Consider the following 17,503-nt stretch of genomic DNA (forward strand, 5'->3'; position numbering starts at 1 on the left):
ATTATTCGACATCTTCAAAGGAGGTTAAACAGAGCTTGCCCTTGTGTTCGGAAACAGCAGCTGTAAATAGACGGGAGTCGTCGAGCATGACGTCGGTACGGCTGAGGCTGACGGGAATCACGTCGCCCACGCGCAGGTCGAACAAGGCGCCCAGTTGCACCTGTTTGCTGACGAGGCGGCCTTCCAGGGTCACTTGCAGGCGCGAAGCGAGCGGACGCACGCTGCCACGCAAGGCTTTCTTCGCTTGCGCGCGCTCGGGCAGCAGGCCGCGCAGCACGTCGGCCATCAGGCGCTTGTCCAGCGAGAACCAGAACTGACCGCTCTGCCCCGCTTCGACGTCGCTGAGCGCTACGGTGACGATCCAGCTGCCGCGTGCCGGATGCACGCCCGACTGCACGGCGACCTCGGCACTGGTGTCTATGTCGCTGCTTTTGCCCAAGGTTTGCAGGTTCTTGTGGACGCGGGCGAACAAACTGTTCACCAACTGTTGTCCAAGCACCACAGCGAGGCGCTCTTCCGTGGCAGTCACGCGCACCTGCGCAGGATCGGGCAGCGCCCCCTTGGCGCCAGCACTACCGTAGCGATAGTTCAGCACGCTCAAGAGTATCTGCCGTTCGAGGGCAAAGCCCGTCTGGCTGGCTGGCGTGGAAAAACTCAGCCAGCGGTTCACGCTGTCCTCGTTTTCCACGCGCGACAAGGTCACGGCATCGATCTGGAAATTGCCCCAGTAGCGACGGCTCATCGGCTGGCGCAGGGCCACGGCCAGGTCGTCGCGTAGCTGGGCGCCGAATACATGCAGCAAATGGACAGGACGTCCAAGCAGACAGGAATCGAGGACTTGATGGCGCGCAGTTTGATCTGTCTTGGTAATGATTGTCATGTAGTGGTCATGTCGGTATTGCGGTGGCAGAACAAATTATACGGATCGCCCGAAATTAAATACAGCATCATCTCGACCTGGTGTACCGGTCCGCAAGCAAACGATTGCGCATCGTATCGCATGCTAGATGACTACGGTGCTGAACAATACATGAAAAAGTCAAATATTGCCATGTATCAATATTCCTTGAGGCAATCCTCTCTTTACTTTATAGTTGCCTGCAGGTAAGCTTACGGCGACAAAATAATGATTTGCAGTGCGCCATTCCGCTTACCTGATTCCGGTTTTATGGCAGTTTCCAGTTCCTCTTATTGCCATCAGTAGAAACTATTATCAGATAAATATTAGTTGTCATGGCCATGTAAATCATGTCGGCATGGGTTTGCTGGGTTTGTTTAAGTCTGCTTGAGCGGATGGTGTGGCAACTGATAAAACTGATGGGTCCTGTACATCGGGCCGGGCAAGATGGCATTGGATGTAATGCCTGCCGGAATGGCAACACCAGTAATTCTGATTGATACGTCACCGCATATTGAAAGTAGAGGGCAAGATGAGCAACGAACTCGCAGGTCTGATCAAGGCCGATCTGGCAGCACTGAGTAATGACGCGCGCGCCCTGGGCGCCAGCATCGCGCCCGCCGCCCAGTTCGGCGCGCCGGAACAATCCGGCTTTTCCTTTGCGCAAAGCATGAAAGACGCCGTCGGCAAGGTCAACGGCGATGACCGCCTGGCGGCGCAGAAAATGAGCGACGTCGACAGCGGCAAGAGCGACGACATGGTCGGCGCCATGCTGGCCAGCCAAGAAGCGAGCCTGTCCTTCTCCATGTTGATGCAAGTACGCAACAAGGTCATGGGCGCCGTCGACGAACTCATCAAACTCCCTCTGTAATCTTCACGTCCTGATCCACGCCCAGCCTCCCAGCGAAAGTTACCCCAAGTGATTACCCCCATGAAGTCCGCATTTGCGCGCTGGCGCCTTGGCGCCCAGCCCGCCATTCCGCCCGCCCTGCTGAAAAACCTGGTTCCCATCGTCGTGCTGGCCATCGGCATCACCGCCATGGTGACCATGTATGCCTGGCGCGACCAGGCCAACTACAAGCCGGTGTTTGGCGCGCGCGAAAAAGTGGCCGTGACGGACATGATGGCAACCCTGGACGCCGAGCACATTCCCTACCGCCTGCATCCGGACAGCGGCCAGGTGCTGGTGCCCGACGCCATGCTGGGCAAGGTGCGCATGCTGCTCGCCTCGAAAGGCGTGACGGCGCAACTGCCGGCCGGCCTGGAGCTGATGGACAAGAATGACCCGCTGGGCGTATCCCAATTCGTGCAGGACGTGCGCTTCCGCCGCGGCCTGGAAGGCGAATTGGCGCAAAGCATCATGACGATGGACGCGATCGCTTCGGCGCGCGTCCATCTGTCGATTGCCAAGTCGACGTCGTTCGTCGCCAGCGACGGCGACAAATCGTCCGCCTCGATCGTCGTGGCACTGAAACCGGGCCGCACCCTGGCGCCGGAACAGATTGCCGCCGTCATCAACATGGTGGCCGGCAGCGTCGCCAGCCTGGCGCCCACGCGCGTGAGCCTGGTCGACCAGGGCGGCAACCTGCTGTCCTCGCACGTCGACCTGACGGACGGTTTCGACGCCTCGGCCGCCAGCAATGAAGGCGCGAAACGCTTCCAGGATGAAATCCGCCGCAACGTCACGGGCTTGCTGGGTCCCGTCATCGGCGAAGACAACTTCAAGCTCAGCGTGACGGCCGCCGTGAACAACGACCGCGTGGACGAAACGCTGGAAAAATACGGCGAAGCCCCAAAAGTGACGAGCGAAGCGATGCGCGAAGAGCAGGAACGCAACCGCACCGTGGCCGGCATCCCGGGCAGCCTGTCGAACCGTCCGCCTGCGGCCGCCGTGCCGGCACCAGCCGATGCCGCAGGCGCCGCGCCTGCCGATGGCGCACCGAAGCCGTCCGACGACGGCACGGCCCGCAAGAACGCCACCACGCGCCAGTACGCGTACGACCGAAGCATCACGCAGATCAAGCGCAGCCGTGGCCGCCTTGAAAAACTCAGCGTCGCCGTGGTCCTCAACAGCGCCGCCGCACCGAATCCGAAAACCGGCTGGACCCCTGCCGAACTGGGCAATATTGAAAAAATGCTCAACAGCGGCCTGGGCATCAACGCCCAGCGCGGCGACAGCCTGAGCCTGACGGCGCTGGCCTTCCCGGCCAAGCCGCCCGTGGCGCAGTGGTGGGAAGAGCGCGACACCGTCGTCGATTTCAGCAGCTGGCTGCTGTACGCCCTGGGCGCCGTGCTCGGCTACTTCCTGATCCTGCGTCCGCTGCTGCGCCTGCTGACCACGCGCCTGGCGCCGCCGGCACTGAAACAGCTCGATCCGGCCCTGGCACTGGGCGGCAGCAGCGCCGCCGGCGCGAATGGCGCAGCCGTTGCCGGCGCTCCAGCCCTGGGCGTGAACGGCAGCCCGCTGGCGCTCGAGGGCGAGGCCGCCGCTGGCAACATGCCGGTGGTGCCGCTGCTGGAAAACTATGACTTGCCGCCACCAGGCTCGGCGGTCGACGTGATGGTCGACCACCTGAAAGTGCTGGCTGAAAAAGAACCCGAGCGTGTCGCCGAAGTCGTCAAACAATGGATGCAGAAAAATGGCCGAACTCAACAACAATAATCCCTCCGACGGCGCCGAATACGAAAGCGCCAGCCTGAATCCCGTGGAACAGGCGGCTATCGTGCTACTGAGCATCGGCGAAGAACAGGCCGCCAATGTGCTGCGCTGCCTGTCGCGCGAAGAATTGCTGGAAGTCACGCAAGTGATGTCGCGCATGAGCGGCATCAAGGTCGAATCCGTAAAAACGGCCATGCAGACCTTCTTCGACGACTACCGCCAGCAAAGCGGCGTGCATGGCGCCTCGCGCAGCTACCTGAAGCGCTCGCTGGACATGGCGCTGGGCAGCGATATCGCGAATAGCGTGCTGAACAATATTTACGGCGATGCGATCCGCCCCAAAATGGCGCGCCTGCAATGGGCTTCGCCAAAATGGCTGGCCGAATACATCGTCAACGAACACGTGCAGATGCAAGCCGTGTTCCTGGCCTTTTTGCCGCCCGCGCTGGCCGGCCAGATCCTCGACGCCCTGCCCGTCGAAGGGCGCGACCTGGTCTTGCTGAACCTGGCGCGCCTGGACGAGATCGACCGCGACCTGCTGGTCGAGCTCGACGAACTGGTGGGCCGCTGCCTGGGCACGCTCGACACGCAAAGCACCAGCGTGGAAGGCATCCGCCAGGCCGCCGAGATTCTCAACCGCATGCCGGGCAACCGCGCCGCACTGGTCGAACTGCTGCGCGCACACGACCCGGACGTGGTCTCGGAAATCGAACTGAGCATGTACGACTTCCTGATCCTGGCCACGCAGAGCGATGTCACGCTTACGCGCATCCTGGAAGACGTGCCGATGGAACAGTGGGCCATCGCCCTCAAGGGCGCGGAACCGGCTATCCGCGACGCCGTGCTGAAAACCATGCCGCGCCGCCAGGCGCAGAGCTTCGAAGACATGATGCGCCGCTCCGGCCCCGTGCCGCTGTCGCGCATCGAACAGACGCGCCAGGAAATCATGGCCACCGTCAAGGGCCTCGCCGATGCAGGCGAGATCGAAGTGCAATTGTTTGCCGAAGCGGTGATCGAATGAAACACTTCCGCTCGTATCGTTTCCCGCCCCTGTCGCAATTCATCGCTGCCGGCCAGCGTGCCTCCAACGAGGACACGGATGGCCAGTGGCAGGCGTCCGTCTCGGAAGGCTTCGAGCAAGGCCAGCGCGACGGCTACGAAGTGGGCCTGGTGCAAGGTCAGCAGGACGGCTACGACACCGGGCGCAACGATGGCATGGCGCAGGGCCGCGAAGAAGGCCGCAATGAAACTCTGGTGGCGCTGGACCGCCTGGCGCGCCCCGTTGACGCCATCTTGCGCGACCTGAAAAAAGTGCGCGCCGATTACCGCGAAGCGCAGCGCAAGGAAGTGGTCGACCTGGTGGCCAAGGTGGCGCGCCAGGTGATCCGCGCCGAACTGGCGCTGCAACCGGTGCAATTGCTGGCCCTGGTCGACGAGACCCTGGCCTCGATGCCGCCCACGCGCGAGGAAATCGACGTCTTCCTCAATCCGGAAGAATTGAAACGCATCAGCGAACTCGATCCGAAGCGCGCCAAGCGCTGGAACCTGATCGCCGACGCGCGCCTCGACGCGGGCGAATGCCGTATCAAGGCGGGCGACAATGAAGTCGACGCGGGCTGCCATCAGCGCCTGTCGGCCTGCATGGAACAGGTCAGCAGCCATCTGGCGCTGGCCGCCGAACACGCGGATCAGGGCGCGCCTGCATGATCGCCGACACGCTGCGCAGCTTCGAGATCGGCGATATTCCGGTCGCGACACCGACCGGCCGCCTGGTCGGCGCCTCCGGCCTGCTGCTGGAAAGCGCCGGTTGCCGCCTGCACACGGGGCAGCGTTGTCAAATTGAAACTGTGAGCGGCGACTGGCTCGATGCGCAAGTCGTCGGCTTCCGCGAAAAACTGTCCTACCTGATGCCGTTCAAGAAGGCCACGGGACTGACTACGGGCGCCAGAGTTCTCCCCTTGCCCGACAAGGCCAGCCTGCAGATCGGCCCCTCGTGGCTGGGTCGCATGGTGAATGGCCTCGGTGAGCCGATCGATGACCTGGGCCGCCTCGGTGGCGAACACATCCTGGAAGTCACGCCGCCAAAAATCAATCCCCTGAAGAAACAACCGGTGGTCGAACCGCTGGACGTGGGCGTGCGGGCGATTAACAGCATGCTGACCCTGGGCAAGGGCCAGCGCGTGGGCCTCATGGCCGGCTCCGGCGTGGGCAAGAGCGTGCTGCTGGGCCTGATCACGCGCCAGACGGTGGCCGATGTCGTCGTCGTCGGCTTGATCGGCGAACGGGGCCGCGAAGTGCGCGAATTCGTGGAAAAGTCGCTGGGCGCCGAAGGCTTGAAAAAGGCCGTGCTGGTGATCGCGCCCGCCGATGAATCGCCCTTGATGCGCATCATGGCCACCGAACTGTGCCACTCGATCGCCGCCCATTACCGCGACCAGGGCAAGCACGTGCTGCTGCTGGTCGATTCGCTGACGCGCTATGCCATGGCCTTGCGCGAAGTGGCGCTGGCCCTGGGCGAGCCGCCGGCCACGCGCGGCTACCCGCCCTCCGTCTTTTCGAACCTGCCGCAACTGGTGGAAAGCGCCGGCAATGGCGCGCACCCGGAAGGCAGCATGAGCGCCATCTACACGGTGCTGGCCGAAGGCGACGACCAGCAGGACCCCGTGGTCGACACGGCGCGCGCGATTCTCGACGGCCATATCGTGCTCACGCGCGAACTGGCCGAACGGGGCCACTACCCCGCCATCGATATCGCCGCCTCGATCAGCCGCTGCATGGCGCAGGTGATCACGCCGACCCACATGCAGGCGGCGCGCGCACTGAAAGCGTCGATGGCGCGCCATGCGCGCGTGCGCGACCTGATCCCGTTGGGCGCCTACGTGCCCGGCGCCGACCCGATCACCGACCGCGCCGTCCAACTGCACGCGCCCATCGAAGCCTTCCTGTGCCAGGGCACCAAGGAAGAGGCTCCGATGGGACCGTGCATCGAACAACTTGAACAGATCATGGCCTAGGAGCATACGTGAGCGACGCGCATACCATCCGCAACCTGACCACCCTGGTCGGCCTGCGCAGTACCGAAGTGGAACGCCTGCAGAGTGACATGGCGGCGCAGACGGCCGTGCGCGAACGCTACCAGAAGAACCTGGAGCGCCTGACGGGCCTGTACACGGATAGCGGCCCCAGCGGCGCCCTGCCCCTGGCCCTGTCCGTCAACTGCGGCAACTTCAAGCAAGCCGTGATGCAGATGGCCGACCAGCACCGTACCGACCTGCATCTGCATGAAGCCAACATGGCCGTTTCGCAGCGCGCCCTGAATACAGCCTGGGCCAAGCGCGAGGTACTGGACCAGGTGCTGACGCAAAAGCAAAAGCATGTTGCAAATGAGCAACAACGCGTCGATGCCAAGCGGCAAGACGAGCTGGCGACGCAATTCTGGTTCCGCGGGCAGGTAAAATGAGGTTTGTGTAAGTTTCTTTCAGGAAAACTTCACAAAACGGGAATGGGGGTCGCCTTGTACCGGTATATCCCTTTATTCAGGAGTCTGGCATGGCAAACGCAATTACCGCACCACGATACGATCCACTCGTCACAGCAGAACAACTGGCTACCAAATCGGTGGCGGCGCAAAAAGCAGCCCTGGCGGCGCAGACCACGCTTGCCAACAACACCACTAGCGCGCTGAGCAACCTGAAATCGGCCATCTCGACATTCCAGCTGGCGATGACGACCATGACGTCCAGCAAATCCGTGCTGAACCAGTCTGCGACCTTCAGCAATACTGCGTATGGCACGGCCACGGCCGGCATCAAGGCGACCCCTGGCAGCTATGCCTTTTTTGTCGAGCAACTGGCCACTGCCAGCCAGACCTCGTATGGCGGCGTGAGCACGGTGGATGTCGCCGACGGCACGGGTTCCCTGAAAGTGAAGATCGGTGACGGCGTGGGCGACAATACGCTCGATATCGACCTGGCCGCTGCCGACAAGGATGGCGACGGCAAGCTGACGCCGCAGGAAATGGCTGCAGCCATCAATGGCAACAGCAAGAATAATGCACGCGTCACCGCTTCCGTCATCAATATCGGTAACCAGGCACAACTGGTGCTGACGTCGAATCTGACGGGTCTGGAGAACGCCGCCACGCTCGACGCGAGCGGTGTGGCCAATGCCACGCTGAAAACCGCGCTGACGGATACGAACAACATCAAGAACATCGTCCCGCCCAAGGACGCCATCGTCTGGCTGGGCGCCCAGGGCTCCGGCACCAAAATTACCCAGGCCTCGAATACCTTCACCAACGTGCCCGACGTGAAAATGACGTTCACCAAGGCCATGACGGCTGGCGAGAACCCGATTACCGTAACCGTCGGCACCGACAGTGCCGGTACCATTGCCAATGTGCAAGCCTTCGTCGATGCCTACAACAAGCTGAAAAGCGTGATGGACGGCCTGGCTAGTCCCGGCAATCCGGAGAAGAATATCGCTGCCGGCATCTTTGCCCATGACTCCGGCCTGAACGCCCTGCGCAGCAGCATGGGCGATGCCTTGCGCCTGAACGTCGATGGCGTATCGCTGGTGGCGTATGGCATTACCGCCCAGCGCGACGGCACGATCAGCCTGAATACCGCCAAACTGACGGCCAAGCTGGCGGACAATCCTGGTGGCCTGGACAAACTGTTCGGCAATAACAGCCTGTCGGCCCCTGCCGGCGTGCTCGGTGGCCTGGACAAGGTGCTGGGCCAGTGGAGTAATGTCACCAAAGGCCAGATCACCCAACGCATGGCAGCGACGGACAAGTTGCAGAAAAGCCTGGCCAAGAGCAGCGAGCGCCTGACCAACCAGTACAACACTGCTTACAGCCGTTTCCTGGATCAGTATTCCCGCCTGCAGGTATTGCAAGAGCAAATGACGCGCAATTCCGACATGTTCGATGCCATGTTTAGTAACGATAAATCCTAAGGCGGATGTGCCTGCCGCGCCGCCACAGTTAACATAGCGAGAAGATAATAATGTTGAACAATGAAGCTTACGGCAGTTACCACGCCGTCAACCTGGACTCCCAGACCGCCCGCGCCACACCGGTCGAGCTGGTACTGGTGCTGACGGACGGCCTGCTGGAAGAACTGGCGCGCGCGCGCGGGCATATCGTGGGCAAGCGCTACGAGCAAAAGGCCATCAGCCTGGATAAATGCACGCAGATCATCAACGGTCTGTCGAGCTCGCTCGATTTCGACAATGGCGGCGAAGTGGTGGTCAACCTGGCGCGCCTGTATGACTATTGCGTGGCGCGCCTGTACACGGCCGGCATCAAGCTCGACCCTACCCTGATCGACGAAGTGACGACCTTGATGACAACCATCAAGCGCGGCTGGGTGGGCGTCCAGGCCAACAATGCCTAGGCGCGCTGCGCTGCAGCAGCTGAGCCGGCAATTGAGCACGGCGATCGCGCAGCCGGACTGGGAGGCGATGGAAAAACTCTCGGCCAGCCTGGCGAAAAACATTCCGTTGCTGGCCGAACGGGGCGCATGGAATGCGCTGGAACACGCAGAATTGTTGCAATTGCGCAAAATTCACGCGCAAGCGGTTAAAATTTGCTCTGAGGAAAAAGAACGCCTGGGTCTACACCTAGGTGCATTACAGGCAAATAAGGAAGGTTGGGTCGCCTACGCCGCGCTCGGCGAATACGACTCTGAAGGGTATCAAGCATGATCATGAACTTCAACACGGCGCCGGCCGCTCCGGCACCGGCTGCCCCCGCAGCATCTGCACCGACGCCAGCGTCGGCTCAGACGGCCACTTTGCCCGGCACGCCAGGCTATGGCAGCTATGCTGCCGCGCCCTCCGCCCTGCCCCTGTTTGCGCAGGTGCTCGATGTGACTGCCGGGGAAACGGCCGACGCCGGCACGCCTGCGGCCGTGCCCGCCAAGGACGGCGACAGCGACAGCCAGACCGACAGCAGCCTGCCTGCCATGGCCAACCCCGTCATCGGCTTGCCCGTGACGATGCTGCCGCCAACGGACGCGGCCGCAGCCGAGGCGCGCGCCGCAGCCCAGGCGCAAACACAGACACCGGTGCAGGCGAATGTGGCGCAAGCCAACCCGGCACTCAACATCAGCCTGCATCCAGCGGCCGTCACCCTCACCGCGTCCGCGCTGGCAATGGCGCCAGCGCCAGGGCGCGATACGCGCGAACCGCTGGCCGCCGCCAACCCGGCGACGTCTGCCAAAGGCAGCGCGCCGGCACAGCCGTTCGAAGCGCTGCTGCAGCAAAACGCTCCGGTGACAGCCGTCGCCGCCCCTGCCGCGCGCGAAGGCGAACGTGGCGCCGCGACGCCGGCGCCAGCCACGCCCAACCTGGGTTTGACGGGCGCGGTCAGCAATACCGCTGCGGCGGCCCCGGCCGGCGACACCATCAAGCTCAACGGCCCTGCCCAGCAATGGCAGGAACCGCTGCGCGAAGCGCTGGGCGAACGCCTGCAGACGCAGATCGGCCGCAACAGCGAACACGCGACGATCCGCCTCGACCCGCCCATGCTGGGCCGCATTGAAATTTCCATCCGCCACACGGCCGGTGCGCTGCAAGTGAATGTCACGGCATCGAACTCGGAAGTGCTGCGCCAGTTGCAAGGCATCGGCGAAAACATGCGCAGCGACCTGGCGCAGCGCCAGTACACCGAGGTGGCCGTGAATATCAGCGCCACCCCGCGCAGCCCTGCCGCCCAGGCGTTTGCCGAAGGCGATGCGCGCGGCCAGCGACAACCGGGCCGCCAGAACGACGACGCGGAACCGGGCCGCGCCCTGTCCGACGGCAGCACTGCCGCTACCACTTACGCCATGCATGAGCGAGAGACTGCCTGATGAATATGAAAATGAAACTGATAGGCGGCTTTGTCGCCGTGGCCGTACTGGCCGCCGGCGCGGCTGGCGGCGCCATGTGGTACCTGGCCAAGCCGGTTGCCGGCCATGCCGAGGTGGCCGAAGCAAAAACGCCGCCTCCCGCCACAGGCAAGAAGGCACGCAAGTTCCTCACGCTGGACAAGGTCATCGTGATGCTGCGCCGCGGCCCCGGCGAAGGTGAAACGCATTACCTGTCGGCCGACCTGGTGATCGCCACCACCGAGGAAAAGGAAAAGCTGACCAAGGACCACTTGCCGCTGATGCGCTCGATCGCCGTCAGCACCCTGTCGAGCTTTCCGATGGACAAGGCGCAGACGATGACGGTGGAGCAATTTGCCGAACAGATCAACAAGGCCTTCAATGTCAGCTATGAACGCGAACAGATGGAAAAACCTTTCACCGAAGTCATGGTCGGCAAGCTGATCATTGAATAAGCCAACACGCCAGCCGACCTAGTGGGAGATCCCTTGGCCTATGTAGAGCAATACCAGGAAGCGTATGGCGCCGGCGAATATGCCGCCGCCAGCGCTTGCGCGGCCGTGCTCAGCGTTGCTGAGGAGCAACAACATCTGGTGGCGTACTCCCCTCTGGTGAAACGCATCGTGCGCCAGCTCAATTCGCAGGTGTCGGGCGCCATCGACCGCGACGACATGGAGCAGATTGGCCTGATGGGCTTGCTCGAAGCCTTGCGCCGCTACGGCGTGCCGGACCAGTCGTTCGGCAGCTATGCCAGCCTGCGCATCCGTGGCGCCATCCTCGATGAATTGCGGCGCCAGGACTGGCGTCCGCGCGCCGTGCGCCAGGAAAGCCACCGCCTGCGCGACAGCGTGCGCGCCCTGACCCGGCGCCTGGGGCGCGAACCGCTGGAGGCGGAAATCATGGCGGCCCTGAAACTGACGCCGGAAGCTTTTCAGGAATACCAGCTGGCGGAAAACGCCGAGCTGATCGCCAGTTTTGACGAAGTGCTGCAGGAAAGCCTGGGGCAAGCCGACAGCGCACCGAGCCCGGAAGAGCAATTGATGGTGCGGCGCAGCCTGGAACAGGCGCTGCGCACGCTGGACGAACGCGAACAGCGCGTGGTGCAGATGTATTACGAATTCGAACTGAGCTACAAAGAAATTGCCGCCGTGCTGGACCTGAGCGACGCCCGCGTCTGCCAATTGAACAAGACGGCGCTGGGCAAGATGAAAACCATGCTGCAAGACGCATAGGTTTCAGCAATAGTTTCAGCAATACCCATCAAATTGACGCAGCACAATGACGCAGAAAGGCAGTTGACATGGTAATTATCGGTATCTTAATCGTGATGGGATGTGTATTCGGAGGCTTCGCCCTGATGGGCGGCACCGTCCACGCGATCTGGCAACCGGTCGAGTTGATCATCATCATCGGCGCCGCCGTCGGCGCCCTGGTGCTGGGCAACCCCAAGCATGTACTCGGTGAAATGCTGCACCAGATGCGCAAGATCGTCACGCACAAGAAGCAAGGCTCGGAATTCCAGCGCCAGTTGCTGCTGCTGATGTATGAACTGCTGCAAACGGCCGCCGGCGGTCTGAAGGCGCTCGACGCCCACGTCGAAGCGCCGCGCGAAAGCGCCCTGTTCCAGCGCTATCCGCTGGTGCTGGAAGAGCCGAAGCTGCTGGCCTTCATCGTCGACAACTTCCGTTTGATGGCAATGGGCAAGATCAACGCGCATGAGCTCGAAGGCGTGCTGGAGCAGGAACTGGAAGCCATCCATGACGAATTGCTGCAACCGTCGAAATCCCTGCACAAGATCGCCGAAGCCATGCCCGGTTTCGGTATCCTGGCCGCCGTTCTGGGCATCGTGATGGCCATGAATTCCGTGGCCGACGGCGCCGATGCGGCAGAAATTTCGGAAAAAGTGGGCGCCGCCATGGTCGGTACCTTCATCGGCATCTTTTTTTGCTACGGCGTGCTCGATCCGATGTGCAATATGATGAAACAGCTGGTGGGCGAGGAAGGCTCGACCATGGAATGCGTGAAGGTCGTGCTGGTCACGCACGTGGCGGGCAAACCGCCCCTGCTGGCCATCGATGCGGGCCGCCGCCTGGTGCAGCTGAACATCAAGCCTAGCTTCGCCCAGCTGGAAAGCTGGATCAATGCGCTGGAAGATGGCGGCGCCGAACAAGAGCAAGGCCAAGGCCGGGGAGGCCGCCGTGCTAAAGCCGCATGAGAAACATGAACAGGCCATCATCAAGCGTGCCGGTCGCAAGCACGACGACGATGGCCATGGCGGCGCCTGGAAAGTAGCGTTCGCCGACTTTTGCCTGGCCCTGCTGTCGCTCTTCCTCGTGCTGTGGCTGATGGCTGCGCGCGAGCAGCAGGCGATGAAGGAAATCATGATGGACGCGTCGGCAGGCAGCCGCCAGGGCGAAGGCCAGGGCGTCATGCCGGAACAGAAAGGCGGTCCGCGCGGCAGCCTGATCGAGCGTTTCCCCATGCCCCGCAAGGGCACGGGCGACACGCGCACGGAAGGCAAGCAGATGCAGGACGGCAAGGCCGGCGCCGCACCGCAAAACCAGACCAAGGTCAGCTACCAGTCGCCGGAAGACTTGATGGCCCTGTCGCGCGCGCTCGACAAGCTCAGCGACGAAGCGGGACTGAAGAGCAATTTGCAGTCCGTGATCACGCCGTACGGCTTGCGCGTGATGCTGCACGATACGGACAAGCAAGGCATGTTCGTGCGCGGCAGCGCCGTGCCGACCGACCGTTTCCGCAAGCTGCTGCGCCAGATGGGGCCCGTGTTTGCGCAAATGGAGAACCAGATGCTGATCGTCGGCCACACGGACTCGATGCAGTACGCCAATACCGGCTATGAAGGCTTTTCGAACTGGACCCTGTCGGCCAACCGCGCCATGTCGGCGCGCGCGCAATTGCTGATCGGCAGCATGAGTCCGGACAGCGTGCTGCAAGTGGTGGGCATGGCCGACCGCGCGCCGCTGGACATAAAAAATGCCAGCGCCGGCATCAACCGCCGCATCGAACTGTTAATATTGACGCGTGGCCAGGCCGACAGCATCGCTGCCATGTTCGGTATGGCCGGACAAAAGGCGCAGGGCGAAGAACTGCAGGTGGGTGAACCGGACTCGGGCACTTTGCAACGCCTGCGCGAGAAACTGGGCCTGCCCGCAAAGAAGGAACGCGATGAGCATGCAAATTAAGGGCAAGGGACAACGTATGAAAATCTCCTCCGGCAATACCGGTGCTGCCGTACGCAGCAGCGCCGTCGCGCCGGCCGAGGCGATCGCCGAGAACGCGGGCGCCGCAGGCGCCATGGGTGGCTCGTCGGCCGGGGCGGAACTGCAATCGGCCGTGCTGCAACCGGCCATGGCCGCCCTGCGCGCCATGCCCGAGATCGACCACGAGCGCGTGGCCATGTTGCGCGATGCGCTGGCCAAGGGCGAATTGCCGTTCGATCCATCGAAATTGGCAGGCTTGATCCAGCGTTTCCACGGCGGCGAGTCGTGACCGCGCCGCGCAAGGGCATCACGCGCCAGGAAGCCGTGCGCCGCGTGCTGCAAGGCATGGCGGACGACCGCGCCGGCTATGCCGCCCTGCAAACCTTGCTGGAAGAGCAGTTCCAGGCCACCTTGCACCACCAGAGCGCGCAGTTGACGACGCTGGCCGACCAGGTCATCGCCGCCGTCGAACCGCTCGATGCGCGCCGCCGCCAGCGGGTCAGCCTCGTCACCGCCCTGCTGGGCCCGCAAGGCGATATGCCACAATTGTTTGCGCTGTTGCAAGAAGACGCGCGCGCCACCGCCGAGCGCGACTGGGCCGCGCTCGAGCAGATGGTGCTTGAATGCAAGCGCCTGAATGCCCGCAACAGTGATTTATTAACAGAGCAGTACAGCATCATGCAGCGCGTGCTGCATGGCGAGGAAGATACCTATGCGCCAGGCTGATTTCCTGACCACCCGCGCCACGGCGGCGACGCCGTCGACGGCGGCCACTTCCGCCGTGCAAAGCAATATGCGCGCCACCGACGCCACCAGTTCCAGCGGCAACTTCAGCAGCGTGTTCCGGCAAGTACAGGGCGAAGTGGCCCGCTTCATCGAACAGGGTGGCGGCAACGCCACCAGCCTGAGCCCGCAGGGCCGCGCCTACCTGGAACAGAGCCAGCCCGTGAATGTGCTGGGCAGCATCAACCAGGGTGGCGAGATCGGCGAGGTGCAGCAACAATTTCTTGCATCGATCAAGCCATGGACGGAAGAAACGGGCGCGCGCCTGGGCGTGGCGCCGGAAATCGTCGCCGCCCACGCGGCGCTGGAATCGGGCTGGGGCCAGCGTCCGCTGCGCCAGGGCACGGGCGCGGACACGAATAACCTGTTCGGCATCAAGGCCGGCGGAAAATGGCAGGGCGACGTGGCCAGCAATCTGACCACAGAATACGAAGCGGGCAGCGGCACGGCCCTGAAGAAAACCGAGCGCTTCCGCAGCTACCCCGACCAGGCCAGCGCCTTCCGCGACTATGCGCAAGTGCTGCTGGACAATCCCCGCTACCGCGCCGCCCTGAACACGGGTGCCGATGCAGGCGCCTTCGCGCAGGGCCTGGCGCGCGGCGGCTATGCCACCGACCCGAACTACGCCGCCAAGCTGACGCAGCTGGCGACGCGTTTGCAGCGCACGGCCGCCGCAGACTGATCTCTCCTTAACGGCCGGGAATGTCGGCCGGTTCCACCACCCCCGCATCGACCACCCTGGCACGTATCACCGTGCCGCTGGTGGCGTTGCGCACGCGTATCACCTCGCCCAGCGCGCCTGGATCCATCGCTTCGCCGGCCATGCTCACTTCCACCTGCTCCTTGCGCGCCACGATATTGACCGCACTGCCCCGCTTGATCAACACGGGCGACGCCAGTTGCCCTTGCCGCAGCACTTCGCCGGCACGCAAGCTGCGCCGGCTCGACAGGCCAACGGCGCCAGGCAAGGAAGCAATACTGTCGGGCACTATCGTCACGTCGCGCCGCGCCAGGGTCACGTCGCCCGCCTGCAAGGGCGTATTCGCCGTGACGGGGACGCTGGTGACGGCCACCTGGGCCGTGATGCTGCCACGCGCCAGCATTTCATAGCGCCAACCGTTGCTTCCAGGACACACTGCAACAAAGCGCATGCGTTGCGCCGAACGGCTGTCCGCCGTTTCCAGCGCGATGGGCGCCGCGCACGCCGGCACGGGGCGCGTGCTTTTTACCACGGCCACTTGAAACTGCGGTTCCAGCAAGCCCGCCGAGGCTGCCTGCTGCGCCAATTGCTCTCGCGCCAATTGTTCCACACGCGAAAATATATTGTCGGCTGGCAATTCTGCGCGTCCTGCACTACTATATAGGCTGGTCAGTAAAAAGAGGCCCGGAAGCAGTATGTGACGACATTGCGCCTTGTTCCACATCACGGAATAGTTCTCAAAGTAAATCATTGCTAACCTTAATCAAAGATACTGAAGCGGCATGACCTTACCATGCGTCAACATGACCAGGCTGGGATTTTACCTCTGTACCACCTATTTTCTGGCCCGAACCGCAAAAAGCACGATCGAATTCAACACAAAGGATGACCATGGGGATTAATTTCAAGGATGCGCTGGGCGTGCACGCCGATGCACTCGCGCTGCGTGCCGACCGTACACGCGTACTGGCCGCCAACATCGCCAATGAAAACACGCCCGGCTTCCAGGCCATGGACATGGATTTCGGCAGCGCCCTGCAACAGTTGCAGGACAACGAGGCCGGCCTGTTGTCGACCGATGATGATGCCAGCGCCCTGTACCGCGTCCCCTACCACCCTAGCCGCGACGGCAACACCGTCGAAATCGGCGTGGAGCAGGCGGCGTTCTCGCAGAATGCCACCGACTTCCAGACCAGCCTGACTTTCGTCAACATGAAACTGAAAGGTCTGTCCAAGGCCATTTCCGGACAATAAGGATCAGCATGAGCTTCCAGGATATTTCCAAGATCGCCGGTTCGGCGATGGCGGCGCAAACCGTGCGCCTCAATACCATCGCCAGCAACCTGGCCAATGCCGATTCCGTTGCCGGCTCCGAAGGCGAAACCTACCACGCGCGTAAACCCGTGTTTGCGGCCGTGATGGACGGCCCAGGCGCCAGCGGCGCCGGTGGAAGAGTACAGGTACTCGACGTGGTGCAAAGCGATGAACCGCTGCGCAAGGTCTATGAACCGGGCCACCCGATGGCCAATGCCGATGGCATGGTGTTCTATCCCAACGTCAATCAGGTAGCCGAGATGACCGACATGATGTCGGCGTCGCGCGCGTTTGAAACAAATGTCGAAGTTCTGGGCCGCATCAAATCGATGCAGCAATCGCTCCTCAAATTAGGTGAAGCATAATCCATGGAAACCAATCTCTTTACTAATAACACCAGCGGCAGCAATAGCAACAGCAATGCCGTCAAGTCGCAAAGCAATGCCACCCAGGATATGTTCACCAAATTGCTGGTCGCGCAGATCAAGAACCAGGATCCCCTCGCGCCGACCGATCCGAGCCAGTTCGTCAATCAATTGACGCAGCAGGCGCAGACGGAAGCGATGCAAAACCTGTCGGCGCTGACCAGCGCCAATGCCAGCGTGCTGCAATCGATGCAAGTACTGGCCCTGGGCGCGCAAGTGGGCTCCGAAGTCATGGTCAACAGCGAAACGGTCCAGCTCGACAAGAGCAAGGTCAGCGGCACCATTGCGCTGGCGGCCAGCACCACCAAGACCACCGTCACCCTGAAAGGGCTGGACGACAAGGAATACAAGATCGAACTGGGCGCCAAATCGCCCGGCACGGTGCCGTTCACCATCGATCCGGTGGCCTTGGGCTTGCCTGCTGGCACCTACAGCATGAAGGTCAGCACCAGCGGCGCCGAAAAACCAACGGTCGACATCGCAGGCAAGCTTAACAGCGTGCGCCTGTCGGCCGGCGGCAGCATGATTTTGAGCGTGTCGAACCTGGGCGAAGTCAACCCTGGCGCGATCACCGGCTTTAACGGCAAGACGGCTTGATCCGCTCGCCCCTTCGTTTCCTGCACACTAA

The 17,503-nt window shown here is 62.5% G+C and carries 22 protein-coding genes; 20 read left to right on the top strand and 2 right to left on the bottom strand.

Annotation, left to right across the window (positions count from 1 at the left end; all coding sequences use genetic code 11):
• Nucleotide 1: 1 nt before the first annotated feature.
• Nucleotides 2-880, bottom strand: coding sequence for a FliM/FliN family flagellar motor switch protein (locus ACQ4WY_RS21520; protein WP_353657623.1), 879 nt, complete (start codon nucleotides 878-880; stop codon nucleotides 2-4).
• 550 nt (nucleotides 881-1,430) lie between these two features.
• Between ACQ4WY_RS21520 and fliE the strand changes: the two genes are divergently transcribed.
• From fliE to ACQ4WY_RS21605, 17 genes are all read left to right on the top strand, one after another.
• On the top strand, nucleotides 1,431-1,769 hold the full coding sequence (gene fliE / locus ACQ4WY_RS21525; protein ID WP_353657624.1) for a flagellar hook-basal body complex protein FliE: 339 nt from the start codon (nucleotides 1,431-1,433) through the stop codon (nucleotides 1,767-1,769).
• A 60-nt stretch (nucleotides 1,770-1,829) separates the two neighbouring features.
• The gene (gene fliF, locus ACQ4WY_RS21530) at nucleotides 1,830-3,560 is read left to right on the top strand and encodes a flagellar basal-body MS-ring/collar protein FliF (protein WP_353657625.1); all 1,731 of its coding nucleotides are present in this window, start codon (nucleotides 1,830-1,832) and stop codon (nucleotides 3,558-3,560) included.
• On the top strand, nucleotides 3,538-4,578 hold the full coding sequence (locus tag ACQ4WY_RS21535; protein WP_436505831.1) for a flagellar motor switch protein FliG: 1,041 nt from the start codon (nucleotides 3,538-3,540) through the stop codon (nucleotides 4,576-4,578). The genes fliF and ACQ4WY_RS21535 overlap by 23 nt, the downstream gene beginning before the upstream one ends.
• The gene (gene fliH, locus ACQ4WY_RS21540; protein ID WP_034787861.1) at nucleotides 4,575-5,264 is read left to right on the top strand and encodes a flagellar assembly protein FliH; all 690 of its coding nucleotides are present in this window, start codon (nucleotides 4,575-4,577) and stop codon (nucleotides 5,262-5,264) included. Before ACQ4WY_RS21535 ends, fliH begins: the two co-directional genes overlap by 4 nt.
• Nucleotides 5,261-6,571 (top strand): flagellar protein export ATPase FliI, encoded by a 1,311-nt coding sequence (gene fliI, locus ACQ4WY_RS21545; protein ID WP_436505832.1) that lies wholly within the window; start codon nucleotides 5,261-5,263, stop codon nucleotides 6,569-6,571. The genes fliH and fliI overlap by 4 nt, the downstream gene beginning before the upstream one ends.
• Nucleotides 6,572-6,579: 8 nt before the next feature.
• Nucleotides 6,580-7,017 carry a flagellar export protein FliJ gene (gene fliJ / locus ACQ4WY_RS21550; RefSeq protein WP_096235040.1) on the top strand — a complete coding sequence of 146 codons (438 nt, stop codon included), beginning with the start codon at nucleotides 6,580-6,582 and terminating at the stop codon, nucleotides 7,015-7,017.
• Between the two features lie 89 nt (nucleotides 7,018-7,106).
• A complete protein-coding gene (gene fliD, locus ACQ4WY_RS21555; RefSeq protein ID WP_436505834.1) occupies nucleotides 7,107-8,516 on the top strand; it encodes a flagellar filament capping protein FliD in 1,410 nt (469 codons plus the stop codon).
• A gap of 50 nt (nucleotides 8,517-8,566) precedes the next feature.
• Nucleotides 8,567-8,956 carry a flagellar export chaperone FliS gene (gene fliS, locus ACQ4WY_RS21560; protein WP_034757830.1) on the top strand — a complete coding sequence of 130 codons (390 nt, stop codon included), beginning with the start codon at nucleotides 8,567-8,569 and terminating at the stop codon, nucleotides 8,954-8,956.
• A gap of 31 nt (nucleotides 8,957-8,987) precedes the next feature.
• On the top strand, nucleotides 8,988-9,266 hold the full coding sequence (locus ACQ4WY_RS21565; protein WP_436505835.1) for a hypothetical protein: 279 nt from the start codon (nucleotides 8,988-8,990) through the stop codon (nucleotides 9,264-9,266).
• The gene (locus ACQ4WY_RS21570) at nucleotides 9,263-10,414 is read left to right on the top strand and encodes a flagellar hook-length control protein FliK (protein WP_436505836.1); all 1,152 of its coding nucleotides are present in this window, start codon (nucleotides 9,263-9,265) and stop codon (nucleotides 10,412-10,414) included. Before ACQ4WY_RS21565 ends, ACQ4WY_RS21570 begins: the two co-directional genes overlap by 4 nt.
• A 5-nt stretch (nucleotides 10,415-10,419) precedes the next feature.
• On the top strand, nucleotides 10,420-10,887 hold the full coding sequence (locus tag ACQ4WY_RS21575) for a flagellar basal body-associated FliL family protein (RefSeq protein WP_251349230.1): 468 nt from the start codon (nucleotides 10,420-10,422) through the stop codon (nucleotides 10,885-10,887).
• A 33-nt stretch (nucleotides 10,888-10,920) separates the two neighbouring features.
• Nucleotides 10,921-11,664, top strand: coding sequence for a FliA/WhiG family RNA polymerase sigma factor (locus ACQ4WY_RS21580; protein WP_353657630.1), 744 nt, complete (start codon nucleotides 10,921-10,923; stop codon nucleotides 11,662-11,664).
• Between the two features lie 68 nt (nucleotides 11,665-11,732).
• On the top strand, nucleotides 11,733-12,647 hold the full coding sequence (gene motA, locus ACQ4WY_RS21585) for a flagellar motor stator protein MotA (RefSeq protein ID WP_034757817.1): 915 nt from the start codon (nucleotides 11,733-11,735) through the stop codon (nucleotides 12,645-12,647).
• Nucleotides 12,574-13,635, top strand: a complete 1,062-nt coding sequence (locus ACQ4WY_RS21590; protein ID WP_436505838.1) for a flagellar motor protein MotB — start codon at nucleotides 12,574-12,576, stop codon at nucleotides 13,633-13,635. Before motA ends, ACQ4WY_RS21590 begins: the two co-directional genes overlap by 74 nt.
• Nucleotides 13,636-13,651: 16 nt before the next feature.
• Entirely contained in the window at nucleotides 13,652-13,942 is a 291-nt protein-coding gene (gene flgM, locus ACQ4WY_RS21595; protein WP_034757812.1) for a flagellar biosynthesis anti-sigma factor FlgM, read from the top strand.
• A complete protein-coding gene (flgN, locus tag ACQ4WY_RS21600; protein ID WP_353657631.1) occupies nucleotides 13,939-14,379 on the top strand; it encodes a flagellar export chaperone FlgN in 441 nt (146 codons plus the stop codon). Before flgM ends, flgN begins: the two co-directional genes overlap by 4 nt.
• A complete protein-coding gene (locus ACQ4WY_RS21605; RefSeq protein WP_436505839.1) occupies nucleotides 14,366-15,118 on the top strand; it encodes a glycoside hydrolase family 73 protein in 753 nt (250 codons plus the stop codon). The genes flgN and ACQ4WY_RS21605 overlap by 14 nt, the downstream gene beginning before the upstream one ends.
• A 7-nt stretch (nucleotides 15,119-15,125) precedes the next feature.
• On the opposite strand, the gene flgA is transcribed toward ACQ4WY_RS21605, so the two are convergent.
• Complete coding sequence (gene flgA, locus ACQ4WY_RS21610; RefSeq protein ID WP_436505840.1) at nucleotides 15,126-15,773, bottom strand: flagellar basal body P-ring formation chaperone FlgA; 648 nt, start codon at nucleotides 15,771-15,773, stop codon at nucleotides 15,126-15,128.
• Nucleotides 15,774-16,027: 254 nt separating this feature from the next.
• On the opposite strand from flgA, the gene flgB reads away from it, so the two are divergent.
• From flgB to ACQ4WY_RS21625, 3 genes are read left to right on the top strand one after another with little or no spacing between them, the layout of a single operon-like run.
• Nucleotides 16,028-16,390 carry a flagellar basal body rod protein FlgB gene (flgB, locus tag ACQ4WY_RS21615; RefSeq protein WP_034758109.1) on the top strand — a complete coding sequence of 121 codons (363 nt, stop codon included), beginning with the start codon at nucleotides 16,028-16,030 and terminating at the stop codon, nucleotides 16,388-16,390.
• Between the two features lie 8 nt (nucleotides 16,391-16,398).
• Nucleotides 16,399-16,815 carry a flagellar basal body rod protein FlgC gene (flgC, locus tag ACQ4WY_RS21620; RefSeq protein ID WP_436505842.1) on the top strand — a complete coding sequence of 139 codons (417 nt, stop codon included), beginning with the start codon at nucleotides 16,399-16,401 and terminating at the stop codon, nucleotides 16,813-16,815.
• A 3-nt stretch (nucleotides 16,816-16,818) separates the two neighbouring features.
• Nucleotides 16,819-17,472, top strand: coding sequence for a flagellar hook capping FlgD N-terminal domain-containing protein (locus tag ACQ4WY_RS21625; RefSeq protein ID WP_436505843.1), 654 nt, complete (start codon nucleotides 16,819-16,821; stop codon nucleotides 17,470-17,472).
• The last annotated feature ends 31 nt before the right edge of the window (nucleotides 17,473-17,503 follow it).

The sequence above is a fragment of the Janthinobacterium salmonicoloratum genome, from assembly GCF_051380845.1.
Lineage (GTDB): Bacteria > Pseudomonadota > Gammaproteobacteria > Burkholderiales > Burkholderiaceae_D > Janthinobacterium > Janthinobacterium lividum_F.